The organism is Streptomyces sp. NPDC048639, assembly GCF_043199075.1.
In the GTDB taxonomy this organism is placed as follows: Bacteria; Actinomycetota; Actinomycetes; order Streptomycetales; family Streptomycetaceae; genus Streptomyces.
In genome coordinates, this window is the sequence record NZ_JBICVP010000006.1 from 214108 (window position 1) to 231437 (window position 17330).

The window sequence follows — 17330 nt, forward strand, 5'->3', positions numbered from 1 at the left end:
TCGAGTGGACTGCGACGTTCGACGGCTACGCAAGGTCTCTCAGCACCTCTGCCGTGAGCTTCAACCTGCTCTCCCTCGTGATCTGTTGTCCCTGGTCTGACTGCGCGGCCCGATAGGCACGCAGTGGCTTTCGTCCATGCCCGCTCTACGCGCTGGCTTCGGGATGGCTGGCCGCGAGGTCGTTGAGGGCGCCGTTTACGACGTACCAGGACACGGTGAGCGTGTCGCGGTCGGGAGTGTGCGCCTCGCGGAACTCACGTCGTGGGTGGACGAAATTGCGGTACTCGCGCAGGGTCTGGCTGTGGCGTTCCATGTCGACGTCGATCCAGCCCGCCTTGTGACAGATGTCGATGAGTGCCTTGAGGCCGATGAAATCGGGGTCCTTGTTGCCCAGCAGGGAGGCGTCGCGCTCCTCGATCACCGTAAGCAGGACACCCTCAAGGAGGCTGCCCAGCATGATGATGGCCGCGACGTGAGCCCCGTTGGCGTAGCAGGTTCGGGCTTCGTCCAGACGGCGCTGGAGCAGCGCGGCCATCCGTGGTTCACGGATGATCTCGGCCATGGTGGCTTTGAGCTCGACCGGCGCCTGCTGGCCCGGGTGTGCCATGGCCGGATCGCAGACGACGACCCTGGGTCGACCGCCGGGGTTCTCCAGGCGGAAGCCTTCGTGGACCAGGAAGGCGTTGACCGCGTTGACGACGGCCGGGAGAACGTCGGGTTCTTCGAGGTACTCGCGAGCGTCCGCGAGTCTGAGAAGCACCTTTTCCAGCTCGGTGGGGTTCTCGCGACGTTCCATGAGTAGCTGAAGTGCCCACTCGCCCCGGTACTCGCCGTCGTACTCGGGTACGTTGCGCCACCCGGCGTTCTCCAGGAACTGGGTGATCTCGAAGCCTCTGCGGTAGTAGAGGTGGTCATCGCCGCAGATGACACGGGCCAGCTCCTTCAAGGTGTTGCCGTCGAGCGGTCCCAGAGCGGTTTCCTGCGTCATGCGGCGTTGTCCTCCGTGGTGTCGTTGTCGGTTCGGTCGTCGTACCGGTCGTCGGTCGGTTCGGCCCCGGTGCCCTCGTCATCGGTGAGCCCGTCGTCCGAGGAGAGATCAAGTGGCTTCCACGCGGCGTTGGAGCCGACCGGCTGGGTGGCTGTCGCGGACCGCGTGTAGTTCGCTGGCCGGATGCCCTGGCGGTCGAGCTCGTCCCACAGGCCGTCGAGTGCCGCGGCGGGATCGAAACGGAAGTCGCTCTCACGTATCCGCCAGAACTTCCATCCCACGCGCTTCAGTTCGCGGTCCCTGCGTTGATCGCTCTCGATCTGCTCCCGCGTGGCGTGGTGGAAGGCGTCGCCATCGCACTCCACGGCGAGCCGACCGCGGGCCCCCACCACCACCAGGTCGATACGCTTGCTGCCGGCCGGGAATTGCGGGACCACGTGGTAAGCCCGTTCCTTGATCTCCAGGTACACCTGCTGTTCGAAGAGCGAGTCGAAGGGAGCCCTCCGGACATCGGGCAGCACCGGTCCGATGTCGTCGGCGGCCTCCAGAGCGGCAGTTGGGTTCTCCATGTACGTCAGGAGGTTGAGCCGCAGGTCGTGCGGCTTGAGACGGTCTGGTGGGACCGAGTAGAAGAGCCACATCTGGTCCTGAGCCCGGCTGGCAGCGACGTTGTACGCCTGCTGTTCGCTCTTGTTCCCGCCCGCTGCGCGCGGCGGGTTCGTCACGACCATGGACAGCAGGATGACGTGGCGCTCGTCACCCTGGAACGAGGCCGCGTTGCCCACGCGAATCTGGTGGCGCTCGCGCACGGTGGCCGGCAGACGCTGCTCGATGAGAGCCTCCAGGAACTTGATCTGTCCGAAGCCCTGGAGCACGATCACGCCCATGGTCTTGTCCTGGTAGGCGGGGTCCTTGGCCAGGCGGGCCAGGCAGTCGACGATCGCCTCGGCCTCCTTGGGGTTGTGGACACGGCTGTCTCGGCCCGCGACCACGGCGCCTTCGACGAAGTGGGTACGCAATGGGTCGAGGCGTTCGGCGCCGTACTGGCGCAGGGGCAGGAGCTTGTGGTCGTAGAAGGTGCTGGAAGACCAGTTGATGATCTCGGGCACACAGCGGAAGTGCTCCTCGAGGCGGATCACCTGCGGAAAGAAGTTGCACAGCAACTGGTAGAGGTTGGCGTGCGGCATATAGAGCTGGCGCAGCCGCGTAGGCATGTCCGGCAGATGGGCGGCCAACTTGTCCTGGATAGCCTGCAGACGGCCCTGGCCGGTGACGGCAGGCGCACACTGCTTTTCGTCACCGACGACGATCACTCGGGGAGCCAGCCACAAGAGGAACAACGCGTCCATGCCCGCTTGGCTGGCCTCGTCGACGATGACGACGTCGAAGGCGTCCCGCTTCGCCTGCACCATCTCGGCGACCTGGGGGATGGACATGACCCATGCGGGAACCGCGCCCTGGGCCACGGACATCGCATCGCGTGCCGCTGCTCGGAAGCGTCCCGCATGCCGCCCCTTGCCCTTGCCGACGGACGACATGTGCGTCCGGTACGCCTGGAGCGCCGAGTGCTGTTCCTGTGTCATTCGCTCCAAGCAGTGCAACCTCCCCCAAGCAGCGGCGAGTTCACCGGTCACATGCTCCAGCCGGGTTTCGTGCTCGCTGAGATCGCCTTCGAGTTTGCGCTCCAGACCGGGCGTGCGCTGCTTGTCCATGAACTGCGAAGCCTTTGCCCATGCCCACGCCCGTTCCAGGGACCCCAGCCGTTCCTCCCAGTCGGGATCGTCGGTGCTGTCGACGAGGCGGCCTGCGAGCAAAGGGTGGTCGGCGCGTAGGGCGTCCAGCAGTTCGGTGCACCGACGCGAGCGGTGCTCCCGCCGGTGCGCTGCGGCCAGTGCATCTATTGCCTCGGTATAGGTGTCCACGTCCTGGTCGCGAAGGGCCTGTACGAGGGCGATGGACTCCGTTGATGGCTGGGCGCCATTGACGGGGGTACGAAGGAGTTCGTCCCACGCGGCCAGTTGCGCGACCGCCTCATCGGCGGCGCGTCGGCCATGGAGCGCGGCGACGCCGGCGTTGAAGTTCTGCCACATCCGGCGGGAGGCGATCGCCAGGCGCACCCCGTGACGTACGAGAAGCTCGTCGACGCGGTCCCGTCCCGAGCCGAATGCCTGTACGTGCTCCAGGCACTCGGCGCGTGCGGTCAGTGCGGCCAGCCGTACCTCCACGTCTCCCGGGGGGAGCGCGGCATTTGCCTGATGCCAGCGTGTGGCCGCGCCAGCGAGGGCGGAGTGGGCCCGGAGGTGTGCCAGCACGGCGTCCAGGTCTTCCGCCGTCTGCGGCGCACGGCCGTCGACGGTGCAGGACTCCAGCAACTCCCGGGCGTTCTTCTGCGCCTTGCTCGGAAACCGCGGGCGCAGAGTCCTGCCCGTGGTCAGATGGGCCCGGAGGGCGGCCCCGACGGTCGCCAGCTGGCTGGCCTTCTGGGCGGTCAGGTCCTCGGGCACGGTCACCAAGCGCAGGCCCAGCGCGTCCAGGTCCCGTGCGACCTCGCGGATGTCGTCGGTGACAGCTGTCACGCGCTGCCACAGCCCGAGGCCGGACCGGGAGAGCCGGTCCGTCAGCGCCCGAGTGATCCAGGAATCCGGATCCCAGCGTGTGGCGTCGGCAGGCACCCCGAGGTGATGCAGGGCCGTCTCGCAGTCAACAAGCAGCGAGGCCAGTTCGGCGGTCACGGATGCGTCGAGATGAGCGAGTACGTTCCGGATCTCGATGGCCTCCGCGGACAGACCCTCGTCGCTGAGGCGACTGGCCACGAAGACGTCCGCGATGTGCCGGGGCGAAGGAAGCTCGTCAGGGGCAGGCAACACCCCGCCCACGCGCGGCTGACCCGAGCCGTCACGCAGCAGCAGGAGGAGTTCCTGGGCTTGTTCGGAGGCCAGCGGAGGGGAGTCTTCGGCGGTGTCCGGGAGAGGGCTGATCCACTCGAACTCCTTGGCACCGGTGTGGACCCGCTCCACGATCTCGGCGAGCGTTCCCGCGTATCCCGGTGCCACGCTCCGATGCCGGTACTCGGCCTCTCGGAGCGAGATCACCTGTTCCGTGAGCGTCTCGATCCGTCCCCGTACCTCGTCCCGTTCGCCGGCGAGGCGTCGGATCTCGGCACGTAGTTCGTCGGGGTCGCTGGTGGCTACCTGGTCGGTGAGCGCGTTGATGGTGCGTTCAAGCTCGCCCGCGCCGTCGTGGCGAGTGGAGCTGAGCAGCAGGACGCACAAGTCCCTTACTGACGGCGGAAGTTTGTCCCGCAAGACGGTCAGAGCCTGATCGCGGGCGCTGGTGACGAGCACCCGCTGGCCCTGAGCGAGCAGCGCGGAGACAAGGTTGGCGATCGTGTGGGTCTTGCCCGTGCCGGGTGGCCCCTGGACCACCACGCCGGTGTCGCGCTCCAGGCGCCCTAGCACACTGCGCTGCTGTGCATTCGTCTTGCCAGGGAAGAGAGGATCGTCACCGAAGAGCGGGGCCCTCTGGGTTCCGTCCCAGGCGGATCGGTCGTCGGTCTCGATCGTCATGGCCATTTGGGCCAGGCCGAGCGGCGCGCGGCCCTCTGAGGCCACCGCTTCCGCGATCTGGTCGTAGAACCGCAGCAGAGAGTTGAGGTTGCGGGGGCGCATGACCAGGGCGGGCGCGTATGTGAGGCGCGCCCCCGGCTCAGGTGCGCGGGGTGGCTCCCACGCCGCGCTGAAGCCCATGGGACGTGTGGTCGCCCTCTCCTGCCACTGCGCCAGTTGCTCCAGTGCCTCGGGCCCCAGTGGATCCATCCCGCGAGCGGTGATCTCTTCCGAGAGAGCGGCCCCGCGCTCGCGTACCCATCCGTCGTCACTGTCCAGGAAGTCCTGGTCTTCGAGGCGCAGGGCGCTCTCCGATGACAGCCTCACCGTCAGTTTTGCCGTGCGGCGGTCCACCGATGTCTCGACCCTATGGGTGAACAGATGGCGGTGCACCGTGTCCTCGTTTGGAGCAGTCCAGGTCAACAGACCTACACCCAGGATGAGTTCCGTCTGGTCGTCCTCCTGGGCCAGCTTCTGGTGCCATGCGTAGACCCGGTCGTAGAGCTCCCGGAGCGGCCGTTCCGCGCGCTCCCGCTCCGCCCACCTGCGCCAGCGGTCCAGCCAGGTGCCATAGGCCCGCAGCACGTCACCGGCCTCTTCACGGCGCAGGGTGTCTTCCTCCTCCAGCCGTTCCTGCTCGTCCGCGACGCGCACCAGCTCGCGCCCCGGACCCTCCTCCGCAAGAGGCGGATCGCCTCCATCTGGGTCCAGGCAGCGCGTCGGCTCCACCCAGCCGTCGAGCGAGGCGGGCAGGTCGGGCGGCGCGCTCTGCGGCACATGGTCGAGGATCAGCAGCACGCCGTCATCGCGCGGTGCCGGCCTGCGGACGGGCTCGGGCAGCCGGGCCAGCCAAAGGTGGTCGCGACCTCGGTCGTCACGCTGCCGCTGATGGCTGCTGTGGACCACATCACGCAGGAAATTGACCAACCCTGCTGTCTGCCCGATGACGTCTGGATCACTCGCGTGGCGTCGCGGAACGTTCACCATTCTCCTTCTCGGCCGCTGACGAACGTTCCAGAGTGAGGGTCGGTTGAGGTCACAGCAACGAGCTCCAGGCAGGATGGCTGGATCTGCTTCACAAGCTTCGGCGCCGTGGGCGTCGCTGAATGGGCTGGTCGAGGACGTGCTGGTCGGCCCGGCGGAAGCGTCCTTGACGGGTCCTCTTATGTGCTTCTGCACAGGTGGGAGGTAATGCGGAGAGACCATCGGGAACAGCCTGATATCCCGGCCAACAGACCGTGTGGACCCCCGTGCGTGCTTCGCGTGCGGACCGAACGGCAGCTACGGTCCGCGATGAACGGATGTCCGGTTATGGCGCAATCGTCGTGGCCTTTGACGACGAGCGGGTCACCGACGCGGACGGGACCGTACTGGTCGCTGTGGCAGGCCCGGCTGTCCACCTGGTGCCGGTGGGCGAGCGCCAGATCGTGCAGGGCCTGCACGAGATCCGTGACCTCGGGGTCGGCTCGCTGCGCTGCAGGGATCGAGTGGAACACCTGCTGTCTGATCACGGCGGTCACGCCTACGCGGCGATCACCGATGTCGGCGATGTGCAGTCGGTGGAAGATCGCGTCACCGGTACTGGCATCGACGGCGTTGACACAGACCGTGCGCTGGCATAGATCGGGTTCGATGTGGTTTCGAGGTGGTGGGACCAGCCGTGGTTGCCGAGGGCCAGGACGCGTATAGCTTGAGGAGGATCTGCCGCTCGATCGTGCCGCGCGCGAGGCGGTAGTAACCGCTGCCTTCGAACAAGTCCCCGTAGTCCACGGTGAGCGACGTCCGGCGCAGCGCGTGGAGATGGGACAAGGCGGAAGAGCCCGTGCCGAATGATGCTGATCCGCCGGTGGCATTCGGGAGATCAACTCTGCGTCCGCTCACGAAAAACTGCCCCGGACGACTCGTACTCCGCCGCCGTGATCTGCTCATGCATCCACGCCGGGGCAGCCATCTAGGCCGCCATGAAGCACCTCCTGGACGATGTGCTGCGGACCCGATCCCACTGGGCTCAGCGTACTGTCGGCCATCCGTCCAGCACGTCGCCAACATGGAGTCCGGGCGCAGGGCCAATCTGCCCCTCGTGGACGTCATGGTCCTGGCGGCCGCCCTGGAGACGTACCCGGCCTGCCTGATCTTCCCGGTCGGCTACGTCGAGGAGACCCAGGAACTGCCGTTCCAGCACCTCGTGCCCACCTGGGACGCCCTGCGCCGCTTCACCGGCGAGGAGCACGTGTCTGGCTACGACGCGGGCCTGGTCCCCGACTTCGAGCGTCATGCCAGCCTCGTGAGTACCGCCCTCGCCGCGCTCGAAGAGGAAGAACGGGCGCGATTCGCGACCAAGACGGCCACCAGCCGCGCTCAGCAGGAAGAAGCCGAGCGCCAGCGGGCCAAGTACGGCGACCAGGCCATCTCCGCCAAGTACCGGCTCCGCTACCTCCGCCGCGACCTTCGCGAGGAGGGAGCCATCCCACCCGACCTGCCACCCGCACTGGGCGACGTAGACCCGCCCGAACCCGATACCGACACCACGGAGGAACGCCTTTGAAGGGCTCCACCCACCGCCGCTGCTACTGCCGTGCCCCCAAGACCGGCAAGCCGCTCGGCAAGAACTGCCCCAAGCTCGCCGGCCGCAAGCACGGCTCCTACTCCATACGCCAGGAGCTGCCGCCCCGCGAGGACGGCACCCGCCGTTCCTTCAGCCGCGCCGGCTACGAGTCTCTCAAGGCTGCCCAGGCGGACCTCGACCACGTGCGCGCGCTCGTTGGTCTCGCTGACGCCGACGACGCCGAGGGCCTTGCCCAGATAGCCGAGTTGCTGGAGAAGGTGGCCGACGACAAGGCCCCGCCGCCGAACATCGATGCGACCCGCAGGCGCCTCAGCCACGGCCTGGACCTGACGAGCAGGCTCACGGTCGGCGAGTGGCTGGACATGTGGCTGGCGGGCAAGAAGGGGCGGCAGAGCGCCATCAGCCGCGACGAGAGCAACATCCGGGTGCACCTCAAACCGCGGATCGGGCACTACCGGCTCGACCGCCTTCGGGTCGCCCACCTGTCGGAGATGTTCGAGGCCATCGCCGAGGCCAACGTCGAGATCGCCGAAGGCAACGCGGCCCGCCGCAAGGCGTACGAGGACCTCGCCCAGATTCCCTGGAAGGGCCGCGAGCCCCGGGCCCGCCGTAAGGCGATGAAGGTAGCCATCGCAGAGATGGAGCCCTACCGCCGTATCGTCGGCCCGGCCACACGCCAGCGCGTTCGCTCCACCCTGCGGGGCCGCACTGAACGCCGCGATCGCCCAGCAGCTCATCACCTTCAACCCGGCCGCCCACGTCGAGTTGGAGGCGGGCAAGCGACCCAAGGCCCTCGTATGGACCGAGGAACGCATCCTGCACTGGAAGCGCACCGGCGAGAAACCGTCGTCAGTGATGGTCTGGACGCCGGAGCACACCGGGCTCTTCCTCGACCACGTCGCGGAGGACCGCCTGTACGCGCTGTTCCACCTGATCGCGTTCCGCGGGCTGCGCCGGGGCGAGGCGTGCGGCCAGAAGTGGACCGACACCAACCTGGACGCCGCTCTCATCACCGTCGCCAAGCAACTCGTCGTGGACGGCTGGGAGGTGTACGAGGACGACCCCAAGACCGACGCCGGCGCGCGGACCATCGCGCTCGGCTCCGACACGGTCCAGGCCCTCAAGCGGCACCGCGCCCAGCAGGACAAGGACCGTGACGAGTGGGAGAACGCCTGGGTGGAGACTGGACGCGTCTTCACCAAGGAGAACGCCGAGATGCTCTACCCCGCCAACGTCACACGGCGCTTCATCGAGCTGTACGAGGAGATCGGCCTCCCGCCGGTCCGGCTCCACGATCTCCGCCACGGCGCAGCGACGCTGGCCCACGCGGCCGGGGCCGACCTGAAGGACATCCAGGAGATGCTCGGCCACTCCTCGATCACCATCACGGCCGACACGTACACGAGCCTGCTCCCCGAGGCGGACCTGGCGATCGCCGAGGCTGCAGCCCGGCTCGTACCGCGCGCCCGTGCGACCTCCGAGAACGCGGCTCCCAAGGCGGAGCCCGAGGCCCACGATGTGGAGAAGTCCGACCCGGAGCCTGTGCCGGATGATGCTGATCCGTCGGGCGACGTTCGGGAGATCAACTCTCCGTCCGCTCACGCACCGCTCACGCAAACGGCCCCGGACGAGGAGTCCGAGGCCGAGTAGAACCCCTCCCTGGGGGAGAAGTCCCAGGTCAGAGCAGTAACGCGTTGTGCCCCCGGCAGGATTCGAACCTGCGACACCCGCTTTAGGAGTTCGATCAAGGCTCAGTTCGGCCGTATGACTCCCTAGACGCTGTGGCTGAGCGAGATCGCGCACGACCGCTGCTGTACGCAGGCGTTGATGTCAGTCTTGGATGTCAACCGACCGAGATTCATCAGCCTCCCAGCCTGTCTGCTGAGCACGCCTGTTGATCTCATCGGCAGCTGCCTGAAGCACGGCGACACGTGTGCCTTGGCTGAATCCAACGCCGAAGTGTGTTCCTGCTCGGCCGAGGAGGTCCTGAAGGAGCTCAGACACTCGCTCAGCTGCCCCCTCCTCCGCGACGACAGAGGCTAGGGCGTCCTTGAAATCCGGAGCCTTCTCGGCTGCGGCAAACCAAGCCAAGAAGGCCTCAAGTTCCCTGCTGGGGCGCTCTTCTCTGGTCGCGATCCAGCGAGCCATCTGGGCTGGGTCCACCCAGTCTGGAGATTCTTGATGGCAAGGCTTACAGAGTAGGAGCAGGTTGTCCGCGTCGTCTGGTCCACCGAGGCTGCTGGGGATGATGTGGGCTCGTTCGAGGTTGGCGCGCTGCCATGAGGCTTGGGCCGTGGCTCGCTTCCATCGCTCTGAGAACCACCCGCAAGCGAAGCAACACGGCTCATCAAGCAACAGATGAGGTGCGAAATCTTCCCTTCTCGGGCTTTCGTTCCAATGCTGCGCAATTTTCCACTTGCTTGGTACGGACATAGACCCCCCTCTGTCTACAGTTCGTAGCATGCCAGCCACCTGTGACATCAGCCTGGGCTTGGTCGAGTGGCCGATAGATGTTGAGCCTGCGAAGGCAAGGCTCTGTCAGCACCGCTTTAGGAGAGAGGCTGGGTCGGTGTGCCGGTGAGCTGCCCCTTTTCAACTGAGTTGACAGGCACAGAGATACACGCCAGTCACCCCTCTTGACCGTGGCAGACCGCTGGATCTGGCACAGATCTGGCACGCCATCCATTGATCGCCAGAAGGCGTCCGCGCATAGCCGCGGGATCTTGAATCACGGTTCATCCGCACAACGAGCACATGGGCGATACCCGGTCGCCTCCGCATCGCCAAGCAGCATCCAACTGGCCTGGTCCGGGTGCCGACGGTCTCCGCTGATGAGCCCGCAGCGTTCGTTCCTGTGGAAGACGTCCCGGCTGTGAGGGGAGCTTGGCCGTACAAGAACAGCCGGTTCGCGATGAACTTGGATGACCTCCTCCGCCTCGCGCTCCAGAGCAACCCGTAGTTCCGGAGACGGATCACTGGCCTGACGCAACTCCTCGGCGGCTTGCTCCAGCTCTCCTCGTTCGAGACACTCGAAGACTGATTCCCAGCGCTGCTTCTCTGATTGCTCTCTTTGCAGCACGTATTCTCGCTGCTTTTCCCGAAACTCAAGCAGATAGCAGTCCCGCATGTACGTTGCAGCGCCCTCCGGCCCATCAGCCTCTTTCACAACGAGCTCTCTACGACCTCTCACAGCTACCCCTCATCCCGTCTTCGGCACTCTTCTGCATAAGCGCGGCCGATGCCCCAACTGGGGTGCACATCGCCCCCAGACTCCAGATGGTCTCCGAGATCGACCGGTCTTCCGCGAGCTGGACAGCCCTGGTGGCGGGGCCGCCTCCGGGACACCGGCACGTAGCTGGCGTTCTCTTGCGTGCTAGTGAGCTCAACTAAGGTCGACGAGGGAAGGCGTCGGCTCACTGGCCAGGTCGTACTCGTAGAACTCCCATGCTGTGACCTCCACGTCCTCTGGCACGCGGTAGACGAATTGCATCTCGTCCTTGAAGCCCGGCTGTAGTTGTGCGTTACATTCCGGGTTTCCAGAAATTTCGTAGAGGTCGTCGATCGTGTCGAAGCGGCGGTCCTGGTCGTCGATCAGAGCGTTGACGATGGGCAGTGAACAGGTCAGGTCCATGCCGCTCTTGGTCTCATTGGTGACGATGGTCTTCAAGGTCACAAACTTGGCATCGGCGCCTGCCTGCTTCTGCACCCCGGCCAAAGTGATGGTGTCACTCTCCAACACCTTGGAAATCTTGACGACCGCTCCACCGTTACGTGCCTCCTCGCCGACCCTGAAGTCGGCTTCCTGGCTGGACGTTGAGGGCACGTCCTCCTCAGCAGCCGCCTCGCCCTCGACGGTCTGGGTGACTGTGACTGTGGGCGCAGGACCAGCCTCGGTGTCGCCACTGCCGCTGTCGGCGATGATGATGCCTGTGCTGATCATGGTGGCGATGACCGCCGCAGCGGCACCGATGATGATCGCGTTGGTGCGGTTCTTGCGCTGCGGCTCCGATGGCTGGAAGCCCGGCATTGGTGGCGGCGTACTGTCGGTGCTCAAGGCCCCCCCTGGACTGGACATGTTGAGGGCTGAATCATTCCGGTTCGGGTGGTTCAGTGGAGGCCAAATGGAGAAACCGTGCCGGAAGCGAGTGCCGGCCGGGCCGGTCCTTGGACGGGGGTGCACCCTCTACCTCAGTGGGCGATGGCGTCGTGATGCTGGCTGAAGCAGGGCTTGGGTGGGTCCCGGGGTCGGTGACGGCCAGGACGTCGAGGCCCTGAGGCTCCGGCGAGGTCCGGACAAAGAGCGGCCGGTCCAGCACAGCCGTTGAAGTCACTCCTGGGTGTCAGCTGCACATTCCTCACGAGGCCGCGGCCCTAGCCGTTCTTGCTCCTGGTCTCGATGCGCAGAGCCGCGATCTAATGTTCAGGTGGAAGCAGGCGATGCGGCAGTGGTCGGCGCAGCTATCGGGGCAATAGGGGGACTTGGCGGTGGCCTGGTCACCGTTCTCGCGCAGGGACGTCAGCTGCGAGTGCAGGCTCAGCTTGACCGGACACGGTGGCGAGATGAGTTGAGACGAGATGCCTACAACGCCTGCATAGGAAGCTCGAAGCAACTCTCTGCAGCGTGGTGGAAGGTGTCTGACCAGCTGTTGGACGAACGAGCCACCTTGGACGATTGGCAGGCGAGCTTCGTTGAAGCCCACGATGCATGGCAACAGTTCAGCGCCGCCGTTTCGACAGTGGTGGTCGCTGGGCCCCGCGCGGTAGTCGAGGCAGCTGACTCCCTACGGCAGAGCCTGTACGACCTCGACATGGCGGGGCTGTCCTGGTTCCGAGCTGCGGAGCGGGAAGGCACTGGACGGATCGCCGACTTGGAAACTCGCTTCAAGACAGCAGCATCGGCGAAGCGAGGGCCGGAGAGGGCCTTCCAACAGGCAGCCCGAAAGGCTCTCGACACCGACCACTAAGGCGACCGCTGTGGGGCCCCCCGGCGCATGGTAGTCAGCGCCGCTCCAGGAGAGACAAGGCGGCGGATGAGTGAACTGGGGGTTTTTTCGGTGGGCTTGTACGCACGGCTGCGGCGGCGCGCACTTTGGCTACCCGTTGCCGACCCTGCTTCGGAGGCGACCGTGGCATGCGGGGCGCCCACGAGACCTGCACGATGCCAACTGTCATAGCCCACCGCTAGGTTGGGCTGCATGGAAACGGCTTCCTTCGTGCTGGTCCACGTCCCTCAGAGCACCAAGTCCCAGCGAAACCTGCAACACGGGATTGAGACCGGTTCGTGGGGGTTCCCCCGATGGAAACCGGAGTATCGCTCAGCTCGTCCGCGGTTTGCTGTGCTTGCCACGGGCGTAGCGCCTCGGATGCAGCTCGAGGAATGGGTCACCCATACGATCACCGTGTATCTCTTCGAGGTGCGTGAGAGCTTCTATGAGGCAGAGGCACCCCACTGGCCGGACGAGGAGGCCGAGAGCGTCATCAAGTACCCCGTGCGGTTCGGTATCGAACCGTTGGCGGTGCTCCAAGGCGTCCGTCTCGATGAAGACGGGCCGATGGGGCTTGCCGGTAGTAACGCCGTACGGCGCTCAGGGACGCAGCAGGGTATCGGGATGCTCGTCGACATGGACCCTCAGCCGTTGCTCGATGCAGCAGGGATCCATGCGAACTGGGCGGAGCGGCAGGTGGTGCCTCTCAGTGGCACGCCCGGGATCACGGCGGGGCTGGTTAAAAGCCGGAAGCCACCGAAGCGTCACCACGGAGCCGGCTTCGTCTCCGACCCGAAGAAGCGCAAGGCCATCGAACTGCACGCGGAGAACATGGCAGTCGCTCACTACGAGTTGGAAGGGTGGACCGTCGAACGGCTCGGCAAGCCCTACGACCTTCACTGCACTCGGAACGGCGAAGAGCGACGGGTTGAGGTGAAGGGGACGACTGGTGCCGCTACAAGCGTGGAGTTGACGATCAATGAGATCGAGCATGCGCGGAATCCGCAGTACACGGTGGATCTGTATGTGGTGAGCGACATCAAGGTAGATGTGCGGACTGACCCCCATGCGACGGCCGCGGGCAGGGTGCTGCACCTTCACGACTGGGAGCCGGCCGACGAGGACCTGAGGCCGAGAAGCTTCGAGTACCGGCTGCCGCTCTCATAGACCCGCAGGCGACCTAGCCGGAGCCCCCTGAGGCCTCTTGCCGTCACACCGTTGTCTGGAGATCGCTCGTGCCCCTGCTTCGCATGTCTGCACGCACACTGTTCGAGAAGAGCAATGCTGGTGGCCTCGCCGAGGAGCTCGCTCAGCAATACCGCTCCGCGTTCTATCGGGACCCTCCGCCCGGGGAACGCCGCTCATGGATGAACAGCCTTCCGGCGTTGGGAGCGGTCCTGCGCGATGCCGAGCTCGATGACGTCGAAGTCCTCATCGAGCAGAAACTGCCCCTGGCCAGCCTGCGTGCAGATGCCATACTCGCTGGCTCCCATCCCACAACTGGGAGACTCTCCTACGTCGTCGTCGAGCTGAAGCAATGGAGTGCGGCGCGACTGGTCCCGGAGACTGACGACCTATGTCTGGTCAAGGGCAGGGGCAACCACGCGACATTGCATCCCGTTGCCCAGGTACGTCGCTACTGCGACTACCTACAGGACTTCACATGCCTGCTCAGCGACGAGGAAGACCTCGTGACCGGCGTGGCTTACCTGCACAACGCTGCTGATCAGGACATCGCCGGATTGTTCGGCATGGCCGACGCGAAGGCCCAACTGTTCACGGATACAACCCGTGGTGCACTCATAGCTTACCTACGGACCCGACTGTCCCCTCAGAGCGGTGCGCTGGAAGCGGACGATCTACTGGGCAGTCCCACTGCCCCGGGTCGACAACTGATGCGAGTAGCCGCAGACGAGATCATCCGAGGCGGCAACTTCCGCCTCATGGATGAGCAGCAGGTAGCCGTATCTCTAGTCAAACGAGCGGTGGACCGGTCTCGAAGCTCGGACCAGAAGGAAGTCATCGTCATATCCGGGGGCCCAGGTTCGGGCAAGAGCCTCATCGCTCTGCACCTCATGGGCCATCTCGGCCGGAACGGCCGCACCGTCGCCCATGCGACCGGGTCCAAGTCCTTCACGACCACGCTTCGGCACGTCGCAGGCCAGACGAACAACCGAATCCCCAAGCTGTTCCGCTACTTCAACGACTTTGAGCAAGTGGAACGCAACGGTCTCGACGTCCTGATCTGCGACGAAGCTCACCGCATGCGGTTGCGGTCGTCAGGATCCAACGCACCGGCTTGGGACGGGAACCATCGGAGGCAAGTAGAGGAACTCATGGACGCGGCCAGAGTTCCCGTCTTCCTGCTCGATCAACACCAGGTCGTGCGGCCCGGGGAGATGGGAAGTGTGGAGGACATCGACCGGGCTGCACGCGCCCGGGGGTGCCTTGTCCGCCACGTCGATCTCAACAATCAGTTCCGGTGCGGTGGGAGTCGTGCCTACGAGCATTGGGTTCTCCGCCTCATGGGGCTGGAGGCTGGCGGTCCTGTCCCCTGGAAACCCGAGCAGAACTTCAGCGTGCTGGTCGCCAACTCGCCCCAAGAGATGGAGCACTACCTCCGTGCCCAGCATGAAGCAGGGCATACAGCGCGCATGACAGCCGGCTTCTGCTGGCCATGGAGTGATCCACGGAACGACGGCAGCCTTCCCGAAGACGTGGCCATCGGAGAATGGCGTAGGCCCTGGAACGCCAGAAAAATCGCACCAGGGGCGCCCGCCTCTTCACTATGGGCCACAGAACAAGGAGGCTTCGGTCAGGTCGGCTGTATCTACACCGCCCAAGGGTTCGAGTACCCCTGGAACGGTGTGATCTTCGGCCCAGACCTGGTCTGGCGAAGCGACATGTGGAGTCCCGACAAAACAGCAAGCCGGGACAGCAGCCTGGCGAGAACGCCTACGCAACAGTTCGACCGACTCATGCGCAACACGTACAAAGTACTGCTCACACGTGGCATGGCCGGCACCGTGCTCTACTCGACCGACCGCGAGACTCAAGCCATGCTGCGGAGCCTCATCACTATTGGTACCGAGGAGGGTTCGTAGAATCAGCCCTGCGGCCCCCGGACACGTCGACGGCCTGCGACCGACAAGCAGGCCCTACGAACTCAGCACAGCGAACCCACGGGACGGGGAGCGCACGCTTTCCAACTGTGGTGGTGGCGTGGTTGGCGTAGTTCGACGGCGTTCACCTGGGTTCACGGGCGGTCGACCACCGAGACCAGGGAAGCCCTGGAACCCGCCTGAACGACCGTGAACGGCCCTGAATGAGACGGAAACTGAGACGGGTGGTCATCACGACTTGCCTGTTCACATGCCCCGGTTAGGTGTCTTCCGCTCGCCGCGCAAGTCAGCGCGCCGGAGGCTGACGTACCTTCGCGTCTGAATGGCCGTGAGTGGTTCCCGACTGATCGGGCACGGCCTAACGAGCGGTCTCGGACGGCCCGGAAACGGCCCAGACCTGGGCGCGCTCGGCTGACGGCCGGCCTTCAAGGCCGTGAACCTGGGCATCAGTGAAGGTCCTGAGCCTTGGGGGCAGGTCCGCCCGTCACCGCTGAGCAAGCCACCAGCCGCGGTGGCTCAGAAGGGCCTGGACCCCGCCCTTCAGTCACTCAGGGTTATAGAAGCGCTGCGATGGGTAGCTTGCGAGTATCGGTCGTAGCCGATATCTTGGCTCGTAGTCAAGTTCGTCACCTGGGAGGTGATCCATCGTTAGAATCAACATGGGAGTGAGGGCGTAGCGCCGTGGGTAATTGATCTCCCGCTGTGATTGTTAGCGCATCCGGGGGGAGGCCGACTGACCAGCAGGCGTTGGCGGTTCTATAAGACCCGCACAGGTAGGGACATCGTCAGAGACGATTTGAAAAGTCTTGGCGTGGGGGCTCGGGCGGCGATCCTTGACGCAATGAAACGGGTGCTTCGCCAAGAGCATATGCCGTATGAGCAGGAATCGATCGGCAACGGTCTGCAGGCTGTACGCGTATTCATTGGGGGCTGCACATATCGCGTCCTCTACTCGCCCATCGGTAGTCATGACCATGTTCTTCTGGCGCTGCATGTCATCACGAAGAAGGACAGAAAGTTGCCGAAGACGGCCAAAGATCTGGCAATTAGCCGTCTAAGGGATTGGGAAGCTCGCGAGTGAATTTAGGGGAGCGCCATGAGTCGGGATGATCGCGACGAACTCGACCTCTTCATTGATGACGAGCTGGCAAGCCCGGAATTCGAAGCTGCCTACGAAGACGCTCGCACGAGGAGTGGGCTTCTGCGGCGGTTGGTGTCTCGCCGAAAGGCTCGTTCCATCAACCAGGCTGTCGTGGCGGACCGTATGGAGACGACGCAGTCCGCAGTCTCTGAACTCGAGAACGGTGGCACTGACCCTCGTCTCTCGACAGTGCAGCGTTATGCCAGGGCGATCGGCTGTCGCCTTGATGTTCGGCTGAGGGATGATGGTGGAGACTGGCGATTCAGCACTGCTTATGAGATGAGTGCTGTCCGTATGGAGCCAGCTCGCCAGGGATGTGCCTGGTCGACGACAGGAAGTCGGAACGCGGACTTTGATGGAAGCCGCGTGTGGGCAACCGCAGTATACTCGCTCCGGCGCGATTCGGGACACAATGCAGACATCTGACGAATTCGCTCAGTCCTTGCGTTTGGCGTCGACTCTACATCGAAGCGCTAAGCTGCGTGGAATTCGCCTAAACGACCTTGAAGCCAAGGTGTTCAACAGGCGACTTGACCCGCCGTATGACGTGAGTACTGAACTTGAACCCTCCATTTCGGTTGCAGAAAGGGAGGTCACGTTTCAGGTCGCATACGAGGTGACCGCAGAAGCTGAAGGCGAGGAAATATTCAAAATCAAATGCGAATTCCAAGCAGGATACTCGCATGAATTGGAATCCGTTTCCGATGAAATGGTGTCAACTTTCGGAAACGTGATCGTCCTCGCGACATTGCATCCGTATGCCCGCGAATTGGTGCATCGGGTCAGTTCTGACCTGGGTTTCCCGGGGCTTTTTCTGGATAGTTTCGACACTAAAGATCTCTTTCTCCTGCTGAGTGAGGAGAGGATCCAAAAGCCCCCACTGGACGAAAATTACAATTGAACCGCGATGGTTTGATTTGATG

11 protein-coding genes and 3 pseudogenes are annotated in these 17330 nt (G+C 64.5%); 8 read left to right on the top strand and 6 right to left on the bottom strand.

What is annotated here, in order from left to right; translation table 11 throughout:
* Positions 1-145 precede the first annotated feature (145 nt).
* Both ACGFNH_RS18255 and ACGFNH_RS18260 read right to left on the bottom strand, forming a co-directional pair.
* Positions 146-988, bottom strand: a complete 843-nt coding sequence (locus tag ACGFNH_RS18255) for a hypothetical protein (protein WP_393654835.1) — start codon at positions 986-988, stop codon at positions 146-148.
* Complete coding sequence (locus ACGFNH_RS18260; RefSeq protein WP_393654837.1) at positions 985-5499, bottom strand: AAA domain-containing protein; 4515 nt, start codon at positions 5497-5499, stop codon at positions 985-987. The genes ACGFNH_RS18255 and ACGFNH_RS18260 overlap by 4 nt, the downstream gene beginning before the upstream one ends.
* A 395-nt stretch (positions 5500-5894) precedes the next feature.
* Here ACGFNH_RS18260 and ACGFNH_RS18265 point away from each other — a divergent pair, with 395 nt between their 5' ends.
* From ACGFNH_RS18265 to xerC, 3 genes and pseudogenes are all read left to right on the top strand, one after another.
* Positions 5895-6215: a hypothetical protein gene (locus ACGFNH_RS18265; protein ID WP_393654839.1), complete on the top strand. Its 321-nt coding sequence runs from the start codon at positions 5895-5897 to the stop codon at positions 6213-6215.
* Between the two features lie 416 nt (positions 6216-6631).
* Positions 6632-7138: pseudogene (locus ACGFNH_RS18270) on the top strand (transcriptional regulator); the annotation flags it as partial.
* Positions 7135-8809, top strand: a pseudogene (gene xerC / locus ACGFNH_RS18275) (tyrosine recombinase XerC). The pseudogenes ACGFNH_RS18270 and xerC, both read left to right, overlap by 4 nt.
* 180 nt (positions 8810-8989) lie before the next feature.
* Here xerC and ACGFNH_RS18280 read toward each other — a convergent pair.
* From ACGFNH_RS18280 to ACGFNH_RS18295, 4 genes and pseudogenes are all read right to left on the bottom strand, one after another.
* The gene (locus ACGFNH_RS18280) at positions 8990-9307 is read right to left on the bottom strand and encodes a hypothetical protein (RefSeq protein WP_393655448.1); all 318 of its coding nucleotides are present in this window, start codon (positions 9305-9307) and stop codon (positions 8990-8992) included.
* A 15-nt stretch (positions 9308-9322) separates the two neighbouring features.
* Positions 9323-9640, bottom strand: a pseudogene (locus ACGFNH_RS18285) (HNH endonuclease); the annotation flags it as partial.
* Between the two features lie 247 nt (positions 9641-9887).
* Complete coding sequence (locus tag ACGFNH_RS18290; RefSeq protein ID WP_393654841.1) at positions 9888-10325, bottom strand: hypothetical protein; 438 nt, start codon at positions 10323-10325, stop codon at positions 9888-9890.
* A gap of 216 nt (positions 10326-10541) precedes the next feature.
* Complete coding sequence (locus tag ACGFNH_RS18295; RefSeq protein ID WP_393654843.1) at positions 10542-11213, bottom strand: hypothetical protein; 672 nt, start codon at positions 11211-11213, stop codon at positions 10542-10544.
* Positions 11214-12354: 1141 nt separating this feature from the next.
* Here ACGFNH_RS18295 and ACGFNH_RS18300 point away from each other — a divergent pair.
* From ACGFNH_RS18300 to ACGFNH_RS18320, 5 genes are all read left to right on the top strand, one after another.
* Positions 12355-13311, top strand: coding sequence for a DUF3883 domain-containing protein (locus ACGFNH_RS18300; RefSeq protein ID WP_393654845.1), 957 nt, complete (start codon positions 12355-12357; stop codon positions 13309-13311).
* An 83-nt stretch (positions 13312-13394) separates the two neighbouring features.
* Complete coding sequence (locus ACGFNH_RS18305) at positions 13395-15248, top strand: DNA/RNA helicase domain-containing protein (RefSeq protein ID WP_393654847.1); 1854 nt, start codon at positions 13395-13397, stop codon at positions 15246-15248.
* Positions 15249-16062: 814 nt separating this feature from the next.
* Entirely contained in the window at positions 16063-16347 is a 285-nt protein-coding gene (locus ACGFNH_RS18310) for a type II toxin-antitoxin system RelE/ParE family toxin (RefSeq protein WP_393654849.1), read from the top strand.
* 15 nt (positions 16348-16362) lie between these two features.
* A complete protein-coding gene (locus ACGFNH_RS18315; RefSeq protein ID WP_393654851.1) occupies positions 16363-16833 on the top strand; it encodes a helix-turn-helix domain-containing protein in 471 nt (156 codons plus the stop codon).
* Positions 16820-17308, top strand: a complete 489-nt coding sequence (locus ACGFNH_RS18320) for a protein-export chaperone SecB (protein WP_393654853.1) — start codon at positions 16820-16822, stop codon at positions 17306-17308. Before ACGFNH_RS18315 ends, ACGFNH_RS18320 begins: the two co-directional genes overlap by 14 nt.
* The last annotated feature ends 22 nt before the right edge of the window (positions 17309-17330 follow it).